The 17,447-nt window shown below is 39.5% G+C and carries 12 protein-coding genes and 1 tRNA gene; 6 read left to right on the top strand and 7 right to left on the bottom strand.

Annotated features, from left to right (window positions below):
• Window positions 1-286 precede the first annotated feature (286 nt).
• Window positions 287-865 (bottom strand): hypothetical protein, encoded by a 579-nt coding sequence (locus tag ACYQ2C_RS17905; RefSeq protein ID WP_460104505.1) that lies wholly within the window; start codon window positions 863-865, stop codon window positions 287-289.
• Window positions 866-923: 58 nt separating this feature from the next.
• Window positions 924-1,649, bottom strand: coding sequence for a HupE/UreJ family protein (locus tag ACYQ2C_RS17900; protein WP_460048050.1), 726 nt, complete (start codon window positions 1,647-1,649; stop codon window positions 924-926).
• A gap of 854 nt (window positions 1,650-2,503) precedes the next feature.
• On the opposite strand from ACYQ2C_RS17900, the gene aceE reads away from it, so the two are divergent.
• The 4 genes from aceE (at window position 2,504) to ACYQ2C_RS17880 (ending at window position 10,056) form a co-directional block, all read left to right on the top strand.
• On the top strand, window positions 2,504-5,155 hold the full coding sequence (gene aceE / locus ACYQ2C_RS17895) for a pyruvate dehydrogenase (acetyl-transferring), homodimeric type (protein ID WP_460048052.1): 2,652 nt from the start codon (window positions 2,504-2,506) through the stop codon (window positions 5,153-5,155).
• Between the two features lie 78 nt (window positions 5,156-5,233).
• Window positions 5,234-7,189 (top strand): dihydrolipoyllysine-residue acetyltransferase, encoded by a 1,956-nt coding sequence (gene aceF / locus ACYQ2C_RS17890; RefSeq protein WP_460104507.1) that lies wholly within the window; start codon window positions 5,234-5,236, stop codon window positions 7,187-7,189.
• A gap of 914 nt (window positions 7,190-8,103) precedes the next feature.
• Window positions 8,104-8,553, top strand: a complete 450-nt coding sequence (locus ACYQ2C_RS17885; RefSeq protein WP_460104508.1) for a DUF3291 domain-containing protein — start codon at window positions 8,104-8,106, stop codon at window positions 8,551-8,553.
• Between the two features lie 240 nt (window positions 8,554-8,793).
• A complete protein-coding gene (locus ACYQ2C_RS17880; RefSeq protein WP_460104509.1) occupies window positions 8,794-10,056 on the top strand; it encodes a hypothetical protein in 1,263 nt (420 codons plus the stop codon).
• Window positions 10,057-10,194: 138 nt separating this feature from the next.
• Here ACYQ2C_RS17880 and ACYQ2C_RS17875 read toward each other — a convergent pair whose 3' ends face one another.
• Window positions 10,195-10,677 (bottom strand): FKBP-type peptidyl-prolyl cis-trans isomerase, encoded by a 483-nt coding sequence (locus ACYQ2C_RS17875; RefSeq protein ID WP_460104511.1) that lies wholly within the window; start codon window positions 10,675-10,677, stop codon window positions 10,195-10,197.
• Between the two features lie 155 nt (window positions 10,678-10,832).
• Here ACYQ2C_RS17875 and ACYQ2C_RS17870 point away from each other — a divergent pair, with 155 nt between their 5' ends.
• Window positions 10,833-11,402 (top strand): GNAT family N-acetyltransferase, encoded by a 570-nt coding sequence (locus ACYQ2C_RS17870; RefSeq protein ID WP_460104513.1) that lies wholly within the window; start codon window positions 10,833-10,835, stop codon window positions 11,400-11,402.
• Window positions 11,403-11,914: 512 nt separating this feature from the next.
• Window positions 11,915-12,940, top strand: coding sequence for a 4-hydroxyphenylpyruvate dioxygenase (gene hppD, locus ACYQ2C_RS17865; RefSeq protein WP_460104514.1), 1,026 nt, complete (start codon window positions 11,915-11,917; stop codon window positions 12,938-12,940).
• A gap of 106 nt (window positions 12,941-13,046) precedes the next feature.
• Here the strand turns inward: hppD and ACYQ2C_RS17860 are convergent, their stop codons facing one another.
• The 4 genes from ACYQ2C_RS17860 to ACYQ2C_RS17845 form a co-directional block, all read right to left on the bottom strand.
• Window positions 13,047-15,299 (bottom strand): methyl-accepting chemotaxis protein, encoded by a 2,253-nt coding sequence (locus tag ACYQ2C_RS17860; protein ID WP_460104516.1) that lies wholly within the window; start codon window positions 15,297-15,299, stop codon window positions 13,047-13,049.
• Window positions 15,300-15,364: 65 nt separating this feature from the next.
• Entirely contained in the window at window positions 15,365-16,093 is a 729-nt protein-coding gene (locus tag ACYQ2C_RS17855) for a 16S rRNA (uracil(1498)-N(3))-methyltransferase (protein WP_460104518.1), read from the bottom strand.
• Between the two features lie 31 nt (window positions 16,094-16,124).
• A tRNA-Arg gene (locus tag ACYQ2C_RS17850) sits at window positions 16,125-16,200 on the bottom strand.
• Window positions 16,201-16,248: 48 nt separating this feature from the next.
• Window positions 16,249-16,788, bottom strand: coding sequence for a flagella synthesis protein FlgN (locus tag ACYQ2C_RS17845; RefSeq protein ID WP_460104519.1), 540 nt, complete (start codon window positions 16,786-16,788; stop codon window positions 16,249-16,251).
• Window positions 16,789-17,447: the final 659 nt, after the last annotated feature.

Raw genomic sequence — 17,447 nt, 5'->3', positions numbered from 1 at the left:
TAGTGTGCAAGACATAATATGACCCACACAAGAATCTTGGCATTGCGTACTCATAATTAACGTTACCTAGTATCGAAGTCCATTTTGTTTAGGTGCAGGTTTATGAATTTAAATCGCAGAAGAATAGAGTTATAGATTGAGATTAAAATCACATTACAGAATTTTTTATGAGCAATTAGGGGTATATTTTTGGTATTCAATCGGAAAGTAGTAAAAATAACTAATTTTAAAGAACTGCTTTCAAAAAATTCTTATAAAATGATATTGATAAGTTAATTTATGATTGTTATTGATTCAACCCAATCACTCTAAACTGCCCTTGTACTAACAGCTGAATCGACACCGGTTGAGTGCTTTCGTTTTTCCAATACCAGCCGTGTGAGCCGGTAAAGGGCGCGGTAAAGCTGCCTTTCATGGTGTCTGCTGTGGCGATGGTGTAGCTTTCAAAATAGCCGGTGGTGTCGCTTTCGGGTTCGCCGTGCAGGTCAAAATACAGGGGCAGGCCGTTGGTTTGCCATTGGTAGTTGAGTTTTTCAAATTGAGTCATTTTAAATTTGTATTCAATACCGCTTTTGGGTGGTACGACTACTTCAACCAGTTTTTTTCCGGGTGTATTTGTGTCTTTTTCTTCGTTATTTAATTCATCGGTATTTATTTCGTCGGCAACCTCTGATTGACTGCCATCGCTTGATAAAACCGTTAAACCCAGTTTATGACCAACTCCCGTTGGGTCGATATTGTATTCGGCGGGTAATACCACAAGAGTTGTAATTATTGCGGCAAACAGAGCAGCGCCAATTACTGATTTTACTAATGTGGTGCTTGAAACTAATTCTGGCGTTTGTAGATTGTTATTGTTGGTCATAATCAATACATTAAATTTGGCGGTTTATTAGGTATTTAACGCGGCTTGAAAATTGTTGCTAAGCAACAAAAAAGCCGGTCATTTGGTAGGCCATTAAAATAAGCCCGGCAGACATTAAAGCGCTGTTTGTGGTTACGGTTACACCTTGGTAGGCGGGCATTCTTCGTAAAAAATTCAGCAGTAATACAATAAAGATTAACGCGCTAAATTGGCCAAGTTCTACGCCAATATTAAAGGCAATTAAATTGGGTAGCAGGCTGTCTGCGGGTAATTGAAATTCTTGTAATTTGGTGGCCAAACCAAAACCGTGAAATAAACCAAAAATAAAAACGGCAATTTTGGTGTTGGGTTGAAAGCCCAATAATTTTTTAAAACCGCCAAGGTTATCAAAACCTTTATAAAATACCGATAAACCAATAATGGCATCAATTAAATAGGCGTTTACGCTTAAATCAAACGCAACTCCGGCGAGTAGGGTAAGACTGTGGCCCAAGGTAAAGGTGGTTACGTAAATCAATACATCTTTGTTGTTGTATAAGAAAAAAATCAAACCCACCAAAAATAAGAGATGGTCGTAGCCGGTAAACATGTGTTTTGCACCTATGTATAAAAAAGGTACAAATTGCACACCGGTATTTTCGGTTAAAAAGCGTCGAGTCGAGTCGTCTACGCCATGGGCACTGGCAAACATAGAAACCATTAAAAAAATTAAGCCGGTTGCGATTGTCAGCAATGTAAGAGGGCGGTTTATAAGCGGCCGTATAAGGTTGATTGAGCAATCCATTTTGTAATTACCGTGGTTAATACATGACTCATCGTGTTGCCACACTTTAACAAACAGCTGAGTCCGGTCAATTCGTCAAAAGAACCAAAATTTAATCCTAATTACCGATTTGTACTGGTAAAAGTGTCACTTTGTGTCTATGGATTAGTAGGGGCTTTTATTAAGAAAAGAGTGATCTATAAACCGCCTAAAAACTGATCGGCTACAACGCATGGCTTAAATTCACTGTATTTGTACATTAAATGTTCGGTTTTGAGCGTTTTGGGTGGTTTTATTCATATTTTTTTGTAGTAAAACTACAAAAAGCGTTGGTTTTCTTGGTTCTTAACTACAAAAAACCTAATTGAGTGGCGTTATTTAAGATATGTAGTAAATCTACAACGCTTTATTACATCTTATTATTTATGAGGTTTTTGGCGCTAAATTACTGTAGGCGTCTCTATGTATGACGGTTTTGTGTCAGTTGAATACCTCCAAAGTCGGTATAACGTCAAAAAGTATTAAAACTAAGTTTATAAAAACTTGCTGTTTCATCGCAAAATCTTTATCTTTATGTAGTATTACTACAAAATAAAACAATTGTTGTATTCTGTGGGCTCAAGCTTTGATTTTCTCTGACAAAAGCTGAACTTGTTAAGGGTTCTAGGGCCGTAATTAAAGAAGTTTCGTTCGTAGTGAGTAGCCGGTTTGCTGTTGTCAATGGCTGCTCGAATAAAAAACGACCCAACACAAGCGCTCATGGGTCGTAAATACAGCGCACACAATGGCAAATACTCCAACAAGGCCAAGTAAATTCCGTTAATAAAAGAACCTATCTGTTAACGCAGGTAGGCTAATAATCAAGGAGACAATAGATGCAAGAGGATATCGATTCTCTGGAAACCCGCGAATGGGTCGATGCACTTCACTCGGTAATTCGCCATGCTGGTCCAGAGCGCGCCGCCGAGCTGCTGCGAGAGTTAGAAAAACGCGCTAGCGCTGCCGGTGTAGATTTACCTCCCGCAATCACCACTCCATACCGCAATACCATTCCAACTCACAAAGAACGACGTATGCCCGGCGACATGTTTATGGAGCGCCGTATTCGTTCGTTAATCCGTTGGAACGCTATGGCAATGGTGATGCGTGCAAATGATAACAACGAAGGTTTGGGTGGTCATATTGCGACCTTCCAATCGGCCGCGACCTTATACGATGTAGGTTTTAACTACTTCTTCCGCGGCAACGACGGTGATCACTTGGGTGATCTCATTTACTTCCAAGGACACGCGGCACCGGGCATGTACGCGCGTTCGTATTTGGAAGGCCGTTTTGATGAAGAGCACCTTGATAATTTCCGCCGTGAAGTAGACGGCAAGGGTCTTTCTTCTTATCCGCATCCTTGGTTGATGCCAGATTACTGGCAGTTCCCAACGGTATCGATGGGCTTAGGTCCAATCAATGCTATCTATCAAGCGCACGTGATGCGCTATCTTTCGGCCCGTGAACAAGTTAAACGTGCAGACCGTAAAGTGTGGGCTTTTTTGGGTGATGGCGAGTGTGATGAGCCAGAAACTCTAGGTGCCATTTCTTTGGCCGGTCGCGAAGGTCTAGAAAACCTAATTTTTGTGGTGAACTGTAACCTGCAACGGTTGGATGGCCCAGTTCGTGGTAACGGTAAAATTATTCAAGAGTTAGAAGGCGTTTTCCGCGGTGCTGGCTGGAACGTTATTAAAGTACTTTGGGGCCGTTTGTGGGACCCATTGTTAGAGAAAGACGAAAAAGGCTTACTGCAAAAACGTATGGACGAGGTCGTCGATGGCGAGTTGCAAAACTGCAAGGCTAACGGTGGCGCTTATACTCGTGAGCATTTCTTCGGTAAATACCCTGAGCTTCTCGAAATGGTTAAAGACCTTTCTGATGAAGACATTATGTATTTAAACCGTGGTGGCCACGATCCATTCAAAGTTTATGCAGCTTACGCCGAGGCTGTTGCTCACAAAGGTCAACCAACCGTCATTCTTGCGCAAACCGTTAAAGGTTACGGCATGGGTGCATCGGGTGAGGCTATCAACGAAACTCACTCGGTTAAAAAACTGGGTAAAGACGATCTTAAACGCTTCCGAGATCGCTTTGGAATTCCATTAACCGATGAGCAACTAGAGACTGTTCCGTATTACCGTCCGTCTCCAGACAGCCCAGAAATGCAATACATGAATAAGCGCCGCAAGGAGCTTAAAGGGCCAATTCCATCGCGTCGTGTTGAGTTCCCAGTACTGACTGCTCCAAAGTTAGATGACTTTAAAGCGCAACTTGCCGGTACCGGTGAGCGTGAAGTGTCTTCAACCATGGCCTTTGTTCGTGTGCTTTCTACCTTGGTTAAAGACAAGAACATTGGTGGCCGAGTGGTGCCAATTGTTCCTGATGAGGCACGTACCTTTGGTATGGAAGGTATGTTCCGTCAGCTCGGTATTTATTCTTCTGCCGGTCAAAAGTATACGCCGCACGATTCCGGCCAAATCATGTACTACAAAGAAGATAAAAAAGGCCAAATTTTAGAAGAAGGTATTAACGAAGCCGGTGCAATGTCCGCTTGGATTGCTTTGGCAACGTCTTACACCAACAACGCCTTCCCAATGATTCCGTTTTACATCTTTTACTCGATGTTTGGTTTCCAGCGTATTGGTGATTTGGCTTGGTTGGCCGGTGATATTCAGGCGCGCGGTTTCTTAATTGGTGCTACTGCTGGTCGAACCACACTAAACGGTGAAGGTTTGCAGCACGAAGATGGTCACAGCTTAATCTTGGCGAACACCATTCCTAACTGTAAGAGCTACGATCCTTGTTATGCGTTTGAGTTGGCTGTGATCATTCAAGACGGTATCAAGCGTATGTACGAAGACCAAGAAAACTGCTTCTACTACGTGACCGCCATGAACGAAAACTACGTTCATCCCGAAATGCCACCGGGCGTTGAAGCAGACATTATTAAAGGTATGTATCTGCTTAAAGAAGGTAAGAAAAAGTCCAGCAAAAAGGTGCAGCTATTAGGTGGCGGTACAATTTTGCGTGAAGTTGAAGCAGCCGCTGAAATTCTTCGCAATGACTACGATGTTGATGCCGATGTTTGGAGCTTAACCAGCGTTAACGAGCTTGCTCGTGAAGGTCAGGCGATCAATCGTTGGAATCTGTTGCACCCAGAAGACGACAAGAAAATTGCCTACGTTACCGAAAAACTTGCCGGTACCAAGGGCCCTGTTATCGCCGCAACCGATTACATCAAAGCCTACGCCGAACAGCTTCGCCCTTATATTCCGCGTGAATACACCGTATTGGGCACCGACGGTTTTGGTCGCAGTGATACCCGCACTAAGTTGCGTCGCTTCTTTGAAGTAGACCGTGGTTTTGTGGTTGTAGCCGCACTAAGTGCGCTTGCTAAAGAAGGCAAAGTAAAACCAGAGGACGTAACTAAAGCTATTAAAGACTTTGGTATCGATCCAGAAAAACAAAACCCAATGACGTGCTAAACGCCAAGACTGCCTCGCAAACCACAAGTGAGCGGGGCGTAACGACCAAAAATTAGCGACAAAATTTAAGGAGATACAGTGTCTACTCAAAAAATCACTGTTCCAGATATTGGTGGCGCAGAGGGTGTAGAAGTCATTGAGATTTGCGTTGCTGTCGGTGACACCGTAGAAGAAGAGCAGTCTCTGATTGTAATCGAAACCGATAAAGCAACCGTCGAAGTGCCATGTCCTGCGGCTGGTAAAATTACAGAACTGAAATTAAAAGCTGGCGATAAAGTTAGCGAAGGCGATGAAATTGGCACTTTAGAAACTGGTGCCGAAACCGCTGCCGCCCCTGTTGCTGAAGCAAAGGCAGAAGAACCTGCTCCTGCGGCGCCTAAAGCAGAAGCAGCGCCTGCGCCAGTGGCTGCTGCGGCTGCTACTCAAGCCGGAACCACCGTAGTACCAGAAGGTGTAGAAGACGCAGAAGTTATCGAAGTTTCTATTGCAGTTGGTGATGTGATTGCCGAGGGCGATACGGTTGCCGTGTTAGAAACCGATAAAGCCACCGTTGATGTACCTGCAACCAGCGCCGGTAAAGTAACCAAAGTAGTTATCAGTGTTGGCGATAAGATATCTTCTGACACGGTTGTTGCTGAGTTAGAAGTGAGTGGTGGTGCCGCGCCTGCGGCTACGGAATCTGCACCAGCACCAGTTGCTCCGGCGGCAAACCCAGCGCCAGAAGCGACTGCGCCTGCTCCAAGTGGCGAGCCTGTTGCGTTAAATTCTACCGTGCCGGATGGCGCCGAAGACGCAGAAGTTATCGAGATTTTAGTGGCAGTTGGTGATGTCATTAAAGAAGGCGATGATCTAGCAGTTTTAGAAACCGACAAAGCTACTGTTGAAGTTCCTGCCAATGCCAGCGGTAAAGTAACAGCCGTTAAAATTAAAGTTGGCGACAAAATCAGCTCTGGCGATATTGTGGTTGAACTTGAAGGCACTGCACCGGCTGCGGCGCAAGCACCAGCAAGTGCACCCAAAGCAGAGGCGGCACCAGCTGTACCTGCGGCGAAAAAAGTAGATCCAGCGCCAGAACACGCAGGTGTTAAAAACGAACTCTTCAGTAAATCTACCGAAGTGTACGCAGGCCCAGCCGTGCGTACTCACGCCCGTGATTTAGGCGTTGATTTAAGCGAAGTAAAAGCCAGTGGTCCACGCGGGCGTATTCTTAAAGAAGACGTTGATAATTACGTTAAAAACGTAATTAAAACCGCAAAAGCCGGTGGTGGTGCCTCGCCAGCTAAGGTTACCGATGGCGCCGGTATTCCGCCAATGCCACAACACGACTTCAGCAAATTTGGTGAAGTTGAAACCGTGACCATGACCAAAATCCAAAAACTCACGGCCATGAACATGCACCGTAACTGGTTGCATATTCCTGCGGTTACACAGTTTGACGATGCGGATATCACCGATCTTGAAGCCTTCCGTAAAGATCTTAAGGCAGAAGCAGAAAAACGTGGTGTTAAATTAACGCCTTTACCATTCTTGCTAAAAGCTTGTGCGGCAGCGCTAAAAGAAGAGAAAAAATTCAACTGCTCTTTGGGTAACGACGGCGCATCGGTTGTTTACAAAAAATACGTAAACATTGGTATTGCCGCTGATACCCCAGTTGGTCTTTTGGTACCGGTAATTAAAGACGTTGATAAAAAAGGTCTTTGGGAACTGGCCGACGAAGCCAACGCGTTGATCAAAAAAGCTCGTGACGGCAAACTCTCGCCAAGCGACATGCAGGGCGGTTGTTTTACCATCTCTAGCCTTGGTGCAATGGGCGGTAACGGCTTTACACCAATCGTTAATGCGCCAGAAGTTGCGATCTTAGGTGTTTCAAAAGCACAAATGAAACCCATCTGGAACGGCAAAGAATTTGTACCACGTAACATGCTGCCATTGTGCTTAAGTTACGATCACCGAGTAATTAACGGTGCCGACTGTGGTCGATTCTTTACTTACCTAGTCAGTGTAATGTCAGACGTAAGACGTTTGTTGCTCTAACTATTTAAAGTTAACGTTAAATAATTAACCTAAAAGCCGCGATGAAAATCGCGGCTTTTTTGCTTAATCTAAGTATTAACGTAAAGAGCAGCTTGCGGTAATTCGTAATAAAATAACGCTGCCAACTTTTCAAATAACCCATCAATTTTAGATTCGATAATACTGTTCGCGAAGAATGTGAACCAAATATTTTAGATTTGATAGTCTTATAGAATTAGCTCTAAACAGTTCAAGGTGAGATTATGTTGTGGTTAGTATTACTAGCGTTTGGTGTTCCGCTCGTGCTTGCTATTAATAAAGCCATCAAAAATAAAAAGCAGAATTGTCGATTGAGTGAAATTCAGAGGTGCATTTCCGCAGTTCAGTACTGGCAGGTATTATTACTTTAGGAACCTCTGATTAACTCATCCCTGATTTAATCAGAGGACAGAAATTGAAAATGCGATTTCCAATTTCTTCACAATTTCAATCACTTGCAGTTCTTGAAATTGGCGACACATCCTTGTGTCGCTGGAAACTCTAGGTTAATCAGAGTTTCCTTTAACCATACCTATGCTTTCGGTGCTAAATCCACCACCCGTAGCAATTCCGTAGGCTTGCAAGTTGTCGGTATTAGAATTTTTTTATTCTCTATTTGCTGAATGTAGACAATTAGGTAGTAATGAGCATCTTTGTTGTTAACTAACTGAGTTATTATTTTGCCGTTAAAAATAATTCTTAACATTTAGCTGGTGATGACCTTGATTCTAACGCTGAGCAGTATTCGGTAAGTATTTATATATCCTTAAATATCTCATTGTTTTTTGTCTGAATTAAAACACTATCGGAGAAAACTTCATTTAATTGGATGATTTTGTAATTTGTTGCAGTATTATTGTATCTCTAAACTTTAATATCACGGTTTAAAATTAAATATGGATTACGAATTAGCTCAAGTAAATATCGCCAAGTTTCGATTACCGCAAAATCATCCTGTCAATTCAGATTTTGTAAACAATTTAGATCATGTTAATGCAATTGCGGAGTCGCAACCGGGATTTGTCTGGCGGTTTAAGGGCGAGGGCAATGATGCTTTAGATGTTCAGGTATTTGACGATTCAAATATCGCTATTAATATGTCAGTTTGGTCAGATGTGGAATCATTGTTCGCTTTTACGTACAAAAATTCAGACCATGTTGCAATGATGCGTCGACGTAAAGAATGGTTTGAGAAAATTGAATTTTACATGGTGCTCTGGTGGATTGAAGCAGGACGAAAACCATCTTTAGACGAAGCCAAACTTCGATTAGCTTTATTACAGAGTTGTGGTCCAACATATTCAGCATTTTCATTTAAAAAGCCATTTCCAAAACCCAGTAACTAAATTTGCAGGGTTTTAATGATAAGAGGCTTTCTCTATGAATTTGATGAATAGAAGGTAAACTAAAGCATTAATTTGCTGGTTTATTGTTCAGTTCTTTTGTAAAGATTTAGATTATCTTTCACTTATACAAATAATTACTTTAATGTTAGGTATGTTACGACATATAAACGTGAATTATGTCTATTTTACGTGATGTTTTAGTCCAAGTAATTATTTAGTGTGAATAGGTGTAGGATTTTTATGTTTTCGAAAAAGGCTGTTCTAGTATTCGGTCTCTTTAGTTGTTTATCATTTGTATGTGCCGCAAATAAAATCCCGGAGCCTTGGGTAGTTGAAGTTTCAAATATACAAGAAACTACATTGCCAATTTTACCTATTGAGAAAAATCTTGCCATAATTCCCATCGAAATTGACGGCAATAAAAACCTAAGATTTTTATTTTCAACGTCTGGATATGAAACTATATTGGTGGCCAATAAAAGAACCAAGAATATTAGTTGGCAATCTATTAACTATATAAGTGCGATCGGTTTAATTCCTAGAGTCGATAAGTTTTTAAAATTCGTGATCACAAAAGGCAAAACGTTAAATATTGGTGGAGTTTCTTTTGCCAATGTTAATCTATTTAGAGTGCATGTTAATGAATTTATTAAAAAAGAAGTGATTAAGGATTATCCAATTGATGGGTTTATAGGTAATATTCTACTGTCGGGCTTTATTATTGATGTTGACAGAAAAAATAATGTTTTTACATTGCATCCAAAAAATACTGATTTAACACTATTGCTGAAGCAGCACGATAATGTAATTACTGTACCTTTGATAATAGATAACGGCGTAATGTTTACCAAATTGCAACTGCAATTAAATGAAGGTGATACACCGCAACCTTATTTATTTAAAATTGATTCAAGTGATTCTGCCGGATTAATTCTACCAGCAACGTTTGATAATCTCTCCGTAGAAAAAGAAACACATAAAGTTTATAACCGTAGTGAAAGTAGCAAAATTCAATCTATAATTTACCGTACAGTAAATAAAATAAGCTTTGATGATTCCTCGATCGATAATGTAAATGCATCTTTTTTTAAATTCAAAGACGAATATATTAAAAATAATTCCAATCAATTACGTGAGTATGGAATTTTTGGCGCTGCATTTTTAGCAAAATTCCGTAACATATATGACTTAGCTAATAACGTTTTATACCTCATTCCTGATGAAACCTCATTCGAGTCATCCATAAGTAATGCGTTTCTACCGTTCACTGTTATGTTCATTGGTGATAATTTCTCTGAAATATTGGTGTCGGGTGTTGATACTTCATTTGAAAAGAATCTGAAAGTGGGTGATAAAATTCTTTCTATCAACAAACAGTCGGCAAAAGAACTGTCTGAAACCGGTTTAACTCAAATTCTTGCAGGGAAAAAAGAAGGCGATTTAATAGAGGTTTGTAAAGTCTATAAAAAAGATCAGAAGTGTTTTATGACAGCACTTTATTAACGACAAACGAGTCGTTACCTAATGTCTAGTGATGTTATACAGGATTAAAATTTCTTACGAAGAATAAAAAACTCTGGCTTAACCAGAGTTTTTTGTAGGCAACTGCAAACCAATATCCGCCATTGCCCGTGACTATTCTTAGTGGTGATGATGCCCGCCAACCCCGTGAGCATGACCGTGGCTGATTTCATCTTCGGTCGCATCGCGAACGTCTACTACGTCAACTTCAAACGTTAGGGTTTTACCAGCGTAGGGGTGGTTGGTGTCTAAGTCTACGTTTTTAAGGCCAACTTTAACTACGCGGGCGGCAACCGGGCCGTCGGTGGTGTTAACGTCAACAATCATTCCTGGGGTTAGTTTGCCTTTGGTAATGATGTGTTTACGCGGTACTCGACGTGGTTCGGTTTCGGTAATTTCGCCGTAGGCATCTTTAGGGTCTAGGGTTACTTTGAAGTTATCGCCGGTTGTCTTGCCTTCTAACTCTTTTTCTAGCGCTTCTAGCATGTTGTTATGGCCATGAAGATACAAAACTGGCTCACCAGAATGGGTAGATTCTAGTTCGGTTTCGCCCTCAAAAACCTTGTAGTTAAATTGCACAACTTTGTTGTTGGTGATGTTCATTATTACTTCTCTTACTTGTTCTTTTTTGTCTGTTTGTATTTACGTTTTGTGCATTTGTTCTAATTGATGGTCTACACTATCTAAACAAACGCTAATATTCATTGCTGCGATACGCGGCAAAATCGGGATGTTACAGCAAAATAACGTGAGTACGAATGCGAAATCTTCATATAGCGATTAATAAGCGACTCTATCTGAAAAACTTGCACGAATGTGACGCAGAGTCTTTGTTTGCATTGGTTGATCATAACCGGGAGCACCTTAGAGTTTGGTTACCATGGGTCGATGGCAACACGCACGTTGAGCATTCTTTAGAGTTTATTCGTATCGCACAGCTACAAATGGAGCGTGGACTAGGGCCAATTTGTGGTGTCTTCTTTGACAATGAGCTGTGCGGAGTTTGTGGCTTTCATCCGTACGACAATCTTAACCACTCCATTACTCTAGGTTATTGGTTGGCTAAATCTGCCTGTGGCAAAGGCATAGCCACGGAATGCACCAAAACCATGGTGAATTTTGCCTTTGAGACTTTACAGGTCAATAAGGTGTGTATTTCTGCGGCGATTAAAAATGTCGCAAGTCGCAGAATTCCCACCAAATTGATGATGGTTAATGATGGAATCAACAGAGACGGTGAGTTTTTAAACGGTCGTTATCACGATCTTGTTGTGTACACTTTACTTAAAGATGAATGGCAAGCAATAAAATCGACAGTTTTCAAATAGGCTTTTAAAATAATTGCTGCGTTTTTCGGCGCCTAGACCCTTTTTTACCCGCGGAGTAGAGACTTCGGTTAATGGATTGCTGTGCTGACTCTTCAGTTCATCGCCCTTAACAATACTTAACTTGTCTGAATGGTTTTTGTTTGAAAATCACTCGCTATTGAATACAAAAATGTGTTTAATGGATTCCTTATAAAGCGTTAAACAGATCACATTTTTTTACAATGATTTGTGACATAGCTTAGATCTATATTAAAACCAGAATGAGCAAGTTATTCTATAAGAATATACATAAGCTCAAATAACACAATTTTGTTTATAAAAGCATTCAAAATTACGGTTTTTAAGCATGACCAGAACACACAGCCGACAGTTTTTACGGCCGTTACAAATCTGAGTATGGTCAGGCGTAATAACTACCAAACAAGTAAAATTTGCTCAAATAAGTTATCTAGTCTTTTAATGACTGATCTTAATAAACATTCAATCGAGTTATTTATAAAGGATTATAGTTAATGAATCAGCAGAGTAAGTACGTTGAAGTAACAGATATTTCATTCATAGAATTTTCTGGCCCTAATCCAAAATTACTCGATGACCTGTTTAAGCAAATGGGTTTTAGTGCTCATCAGAGCGCTGATCAAACTTTTTACAACATTTCTGATATTAATTTCATTTCTAATCCTACAAGCGGCGGTAGCGCAGCAGTCTTTCGCGCAAAACATGTGCGTGGCGCAAGCGCAATGGGATTTAAAGTTGCAAATTCTCAGCAAGCGTTTGAGCTAGCGGTTTCGTTAGGTGCAGAACCGGTCGAAAACGCAGACTTGGGCATTCCTGCCATCAAAGGTGTGGGCGCTGCGCTTATTTACCTTGTTGATGATGAACATGAAGCAAAATTATTTGCTCAATACGGATATGTAAAAAGTCGAGATCAATTTTCAAATTGCAGTTTAAGCCGCGTTGATCATCTAACACACAATTTACACATTGGTGGCGTGGCTAGAATGATCCATTTTTACGAGACCATTTTTGGTTTTAGTCGAATCCGTAAATTCGATATTAACGGTAAAAAGACCGGTCTTATCAGCGAAGTGGTTTCCAGTCCCAATGGTCGAGTGGTTATTCCTCTGAATGAATCAAAGGACGACAAGTCGCAAATTGCAGAATATTTAGACGAGTACAATGGTGAAGGCATTCAACATATAGCACTATTAACGGATGATATTTTCGACACCGTTACAACACTTAAATCTAATGGAATTCCATTTCAAGATACATTAGATACATATTACGAACAAATCGATGAACGTTTACCAGGTCACGGTGAAGACGTTGCCGCATTGCATAAAGAAAAAATATTAATTGATGGTGGTGAATCACAAGGCGGTGGTTTGTTACTGCAAATTTTCACCAAAAACAGCATTGGACCAATATTCTTTGAGTTTATTGAACGCAAAGGAAATAAAGGCTTTGGCGAGGGTAATTTCCAAGCCTTGTTTGATTCCATAGAATTGGATCAAGAACGCAGAGGTGTTATTTAATTTCTCTGCTTTAGAGCTTTTTTGATTTTAACCGTTGTCTTTAAAACCCGGTATATCCGGGTTTTTTTACGTATAAATTATGCAAATTAAGTTGTGTTGATAGAGATTAGTTGTTTTCTAAAACAGTTAAATAATGAACTAAATCGTGCTTAATGCTCTTTAGTTCATTGTTAATTAAATTGAGCATTGAATTACAACGGTTTATGGTCGCCTCGACGGAAGAGAAGTCGGTGCTATTTATAACAGCATGATCAGCGTTGAGAATGGATTCCAAATACACATTCAGTTTGTGAGCTAAATTTTCGGTGAATTCATTGGCAATTAGCTCAATGTTTTTTGTTACGTCATTGACATAGATTTCTGCAACTCCATGGGTTTCTGTTGATCTTTGATTAATTAAGTTCTCAAGTGTTGCGTCGATTTCTTCAACAGTTTCTCGGCTTTTATTGGCTAAAGATCTGACCTCGTCAGCGACTACCGCAAAACCACGACCTTCATCACCAGCCCTGGCAGCTTCAATTGCGGCGTTTAAGGCAACTAAATTAATTTGTTCGGTTAATTCGTAAATACCTTCGAACATGGATTGATGGTCTGTATTTTTCGTGTCGTCAGAGTCGTGTAACTTTTCTTGCAATGACCTCAAAGAGGTAAATATTTGTTCTTTTGTTGTATTTGCCATCGTTAATAACTGATCGGGCAATTGCTCTAGGAGCTCGAATGGATTTTTATGAGTTTGTTCTTTAAGACCTTTTAACAAAACTTCAGTGGAATTAAGTTGTTTAATCGCCGAGTCTAGTATCGGTTCAAGATCTGTTATTTTGTTGTCAGTTGATGATAGATTTTGACGAAATTCGTTAAATTGTTGATGGGTTTTCTCATTATTTAACGCCAAGGTGTTGTTAATAGATTCAAAGACGTCAGCGTAATTTAAGGGTTTACGCAAAGTATTATAATTATCAGACGAGGTAAGGTTGGTAAACAGGTCTTTTATGTACTTGTCGATAGTATCTATTTTTGAACGTGTTTTAATTAATTTTATAAAAATAAAAGCGAATAAGCTTACAAAAACAAAAGATGTTACCGCAAGAATAATGAACCAAATTCTTGATGGAGCATTGTTAGAAACGTCTGTTGAAATATTTTCAACCAATACTGAGTGGTTATTAATATTTGACTGGCGTTCGTTAACATCAATTAGTGTCGTTGCAGTGTTGATGTCGGTGGGTTGCGCGTCTAAAGGTGTGGATTTTTCTGAAGTAATTGAAGTGTCTAAATCATTACTTGTTGTTTTTACATCTACTTCTGGTATCCAGTAATTTTCTGGTGACAGCGACAACAGTTGCGTTTCCGTCTGAATTATATTCTGAGTAATAACAATCCACTCTGTGAATGAAGGGTAGTTAGAGCCATATGAGACAGGCTCTTTTGATAATATTTGACTCATAACTGCATCGTATAACCGAGTGACTTCTGTATAGGATGCTAGCGAGTCTTGATCTAGTCGATTTACCGATTTGAGCGACAAAGAATCATCGATAGTATTTAGTTGAGCAATACCATTTTTTAGATGCGTAATATGTTCCTGAATTTGATGGATTCGGAATTGATCAAAAACGGTGAGTTTTCTTAACAAAAAAGCTTCACTTAAAATTGAATTTAATAACAGCTTTTGATTGATAATTTCCATCTGCTCTAATGAAGAATAGAGTTCGGCAGTGTGAGTGGTTGGATTTTTAATAGCATTGCTTTTTAAATGCTGTAGTAATAGTTGAATGCTTTTGTAATATGCAGCGTTTAGCACATTTATATTATTAAACGTTTTTTCGTCTTTAAATTCAGTATCATTTTCGGACTGGAGCTGAAGTAGGGTGCTGATAGATCCGTAAAAAACCGTTCTTTGTTGATTTAAGTTTTCTAACTCAATAGCAGCAAGAGATGCGTAATTTGGCAAAAAGTGGTTAAGTTCTTCAAGGCTTTGAGAGTTTATGCTGTATTTATTTTTGTAACGCTGCATTAAGGTTAACAGAGTGTTCTTGTTGTCTTTTGCTTGTTCTAAGCCAAATCGATAAAATAAATCGGAAGAATTATGAATGCTTACTGAGTCTGCAACGTTTTTGGTGTCGAAGATAAACCGCGTAATGTCGCTATTATTTAAACCTTGAAAGTTGGTGGTTATAGAGAATTCTTGAAGTAAAATTGGAAGCGTTTGATACACCAATAATAGTTCTTCTGGTGAACTATGGTGGTTGCTAATAGATGGGTTTTGGGTATTAGATTGTTCTAAAGTTTGGCCGTAAGCAATTGCTGAAATACTAATAATAATTGAAATGAAAATACAAGATGCCATTTTAAATGACATAAAAATTACTCATTTATCAGATTATTCACGGCTTTTTATTGTTTGCCACGAATACACTGTTTTTATTAAATTCCCAACGTGGAGTTACTAAATATTCGATACACCAATGCAGGAATGGCTTGTTCTACTTTTAAAATGCGGGTGCCCAAATTAATAGATTGACAACCCATTTTGTTAAGTAGTTGTATCTCGTAATCAATAAATCCGCCCTCGGGGCCAACAACAAGAGTAATTGGTTCTGTTACGTTCTGTGGACAAGCTTTTTGTGTATTTGGGTGTGCAACAAAGGTTTGTCTACCTTCGTTCATCGCATTAAATTCATCTTCTATAAAAGGTTTAAATCTTTTTTTAAGATAAACTTTTGGCAAGATAGTATCTTTACCTTGCTCTAGCCCTAAAACCAACTGTTGCTGAATATTTTCATCCGATAAGTGTGGGCTTTGCCAATAGCTTTTTTCTACTTTGTAGGAGTTGACCAATACTAAATTTTTTATACCTACAGTCGCAACGGTTTGTAAAATTCGGTTGAGCATTTTGGGCCTAGGGAGCGCCAACACTAAATTCAAAGGTGTTTCGTTGGGACTATTTTCTATTAAGGTAATTTTTAACCGAATTTTGTCGTTATAAATCTCACAAACTTCACCAGTGCCCACTTTTTGATTAATTAAACCTACTTTTATCGTCTGATTTTTAGTCACCTTGTGAATAGTCATTAAATGCTGAAAGCGATAATCGTAAATTTCAACGCAATCTTCAGAGATGTAATCAGCGGGGTGAAGGAGTAGGAGGTTCATTGGCGCGAAATAATTCAAATGTAGGGTAAACTGGCCTCCCCACCAGGGCTCGAACCTGGATCTAGGGCTTAGGAGGCCCTCGTTCTGTCCTGTTGAACTATGGGGAGACGTTCGCTGGATTATAACCTCAAGTACTTCTATTAATAAATACTGATTTACGCTCTTATTAGGTTTTGCGATGTGTGGTTGTGAACTGATTTTCCCTGGGCGGTGTAGGCGGTAGGGGTCGATGATTTTCCAAACAACATTTCTTCAACGCGACGAGCACGCTGTTTTCTATAACCAATTAATCGTCCATTAATTAAATTAAGTCGTCTACAGACAAGGATATGTTGCTCCACCTTCTGCCAGAGGCGAGTTAAATCGGCGTGTTCTGCCAAAATACTATCCCAGATTTTCTCACTTTTGGCTCGGCTTAGTGTCTGATCATGATGTGCAGATTGAGACGGTATTTTATCTCTATTTTCTAGAATCCATTGGTCGCGTATTTTGGCGTTGTTTTCGAGTTGATTGATGAATATTTGTTTTTGCTCTACAACGGTGTTGAGCTCTTCTATAATTTTTTGATCTCTATCGGTCAACAATTGATTTTCAGCGTCTAATAATCTCGCCAAATTTAAGGCACTGTTTAACTCTTCTAAGATATGTTGTTTTAATTGTTCATAGTTAATTTCTAAAGTGCCAACCAGATTCATACTGAGCTCCGTTAAATAAACGCTGTAACGTTGACTTACAATAACAAAAGAATAGTCGAAAATTTGCCGTTTTCGTGTTTAAAACGTTACTTTGCAAATAGGTTGCCAAGGCTAATTAGAAATAGAAAATCGCGAGAAATATAACTAACCAACGTACAAAATTAAATTTTTAACGAAAATCGTTCAAACAAAGTACAATTATTCGAAGTAGATGGGATATTCATTATTGAAATGAAAATTTTTTGGAATATTTTGAATAGTTTACACGGTAGATTTAGGAAGTTATTTAGATACATACGGCAATAGGTATCATAAATATTGCGCAAATAATCGATATTCAAAAACAGAATACAATTTAAATACGGCGCTTAAGTAACGAACGTTATTAGCGATATCTATTGTGTATTTGTTAACCCAGAGAGCAATAGACTAATGACGTTAAAGACTGCGTATACAAAGTTAAATACCATCTATAACGCGGTCTAGATTTTAGTCGATTAATACATCGAACTTAATTGGATTTACTGAGTAACTGTATATTTCGATAATTTGCGTTCTGCTTCGAGAGTAGCTCAATATTTCTATAGGAACCTCTGATTAACCTCCGAGATCTGCCATAATATCTCGTCTGCAAATAAAACGGTTTGATCATGAAACAA

It is taken from the genome of Sessilibacter sp. MAH3 (assembly GCF_054658275.1).
The sequence above is the reverse complement of the archived record's forward strand: the minus strand, read 5'-3'. Positions and strand labels throughout refer to the sequence as shown.

What these genes read in the sequence shown, in the direction of transcription:
- ACYQ2C_RS17905 (WP_460104505.1), bottom strand. Translation starts at nt 865, where the DNA reads ATGACCAACAATAACAATCTACAAACGCCAGAATTAGTTTCAAGCACC.
- ACYQ2C_RS17900 (WP_460048050.1), bottom strand. Translation starts at nt 1,649, where the DNA reads ATGGATTGCTCAATCAACCTTATACGGCCGCTTATAAACCGCCCTCTT.
- aceE (WP_460048052.1), top strand. Translation starts at nt 2,504, where the DNA reads ATGCAAGAGGATATCGATTCTCTGGAAACCCGCGAATGGGTCGATGCA.
- ACYQ2C_RS17885 (WP_460104508.1), top strand. Translation starts at nt 8,104, where the DNA reads ATGGATTACGAATTAGCTCAAGTAAATATCGCCAAGTTTCGATTACCG.
- ACYQ2C_RS17880 (WP_460104509.1), top strand. Translation starts at nt 8,794, where the DNA reads ATGTTTTCGAAAAAGGCTGTTCTAGTATTCGGTCTCTTTAGTTGTTTA.
- ACYQ2C_RS17875 (WP_460104511.1), bottom strand. Translation starts at nt 10,677, where the DNA reads ATGAACATCACCAACAACAAAGTTGTGCAATTTAACTACAAGGTTTTT.
- ACYQ2C_RS17870 (WP_460104513.1), top strand. Translation starts at nt 10,833, where the DNA reads ATGCGAAATCTTCATATAGCGATTAATAAGCGACTCTATCTGAAAAAC.
- hppD (WP_460104514.1), top strand. Translation starts at nt 11,915, where the DNA reads ATGAATCAGCAGAGTAAGTACGTTGAAGTAACAGATATTTCATTCATA.
- ACYQ2C_RS17860 (WP_460104516.1), bottom strand. Translation starts at nt 15,299, where the DNA reads ATGTCATTTAAAATGGCATCTTGTATTTTCATTTCAATTATTATTAGT.
- ACYQ2C_RS17855 (WP_460104518.1), bottom strand. Translation starts at nt 16,093, where the DNA reads ATGAACCTCCTACTCCTTCACCCCGCTGATTACATCTCTGAAGATTGC.
- ACYQ2C_RS17845 (WP_460104519.1), bottom strand. Translation starts at nt 16,788, where the DNA reads ATGAATCTGGTTGGCACTTTAGAAATTAACTATGAACAATTAAAACAA.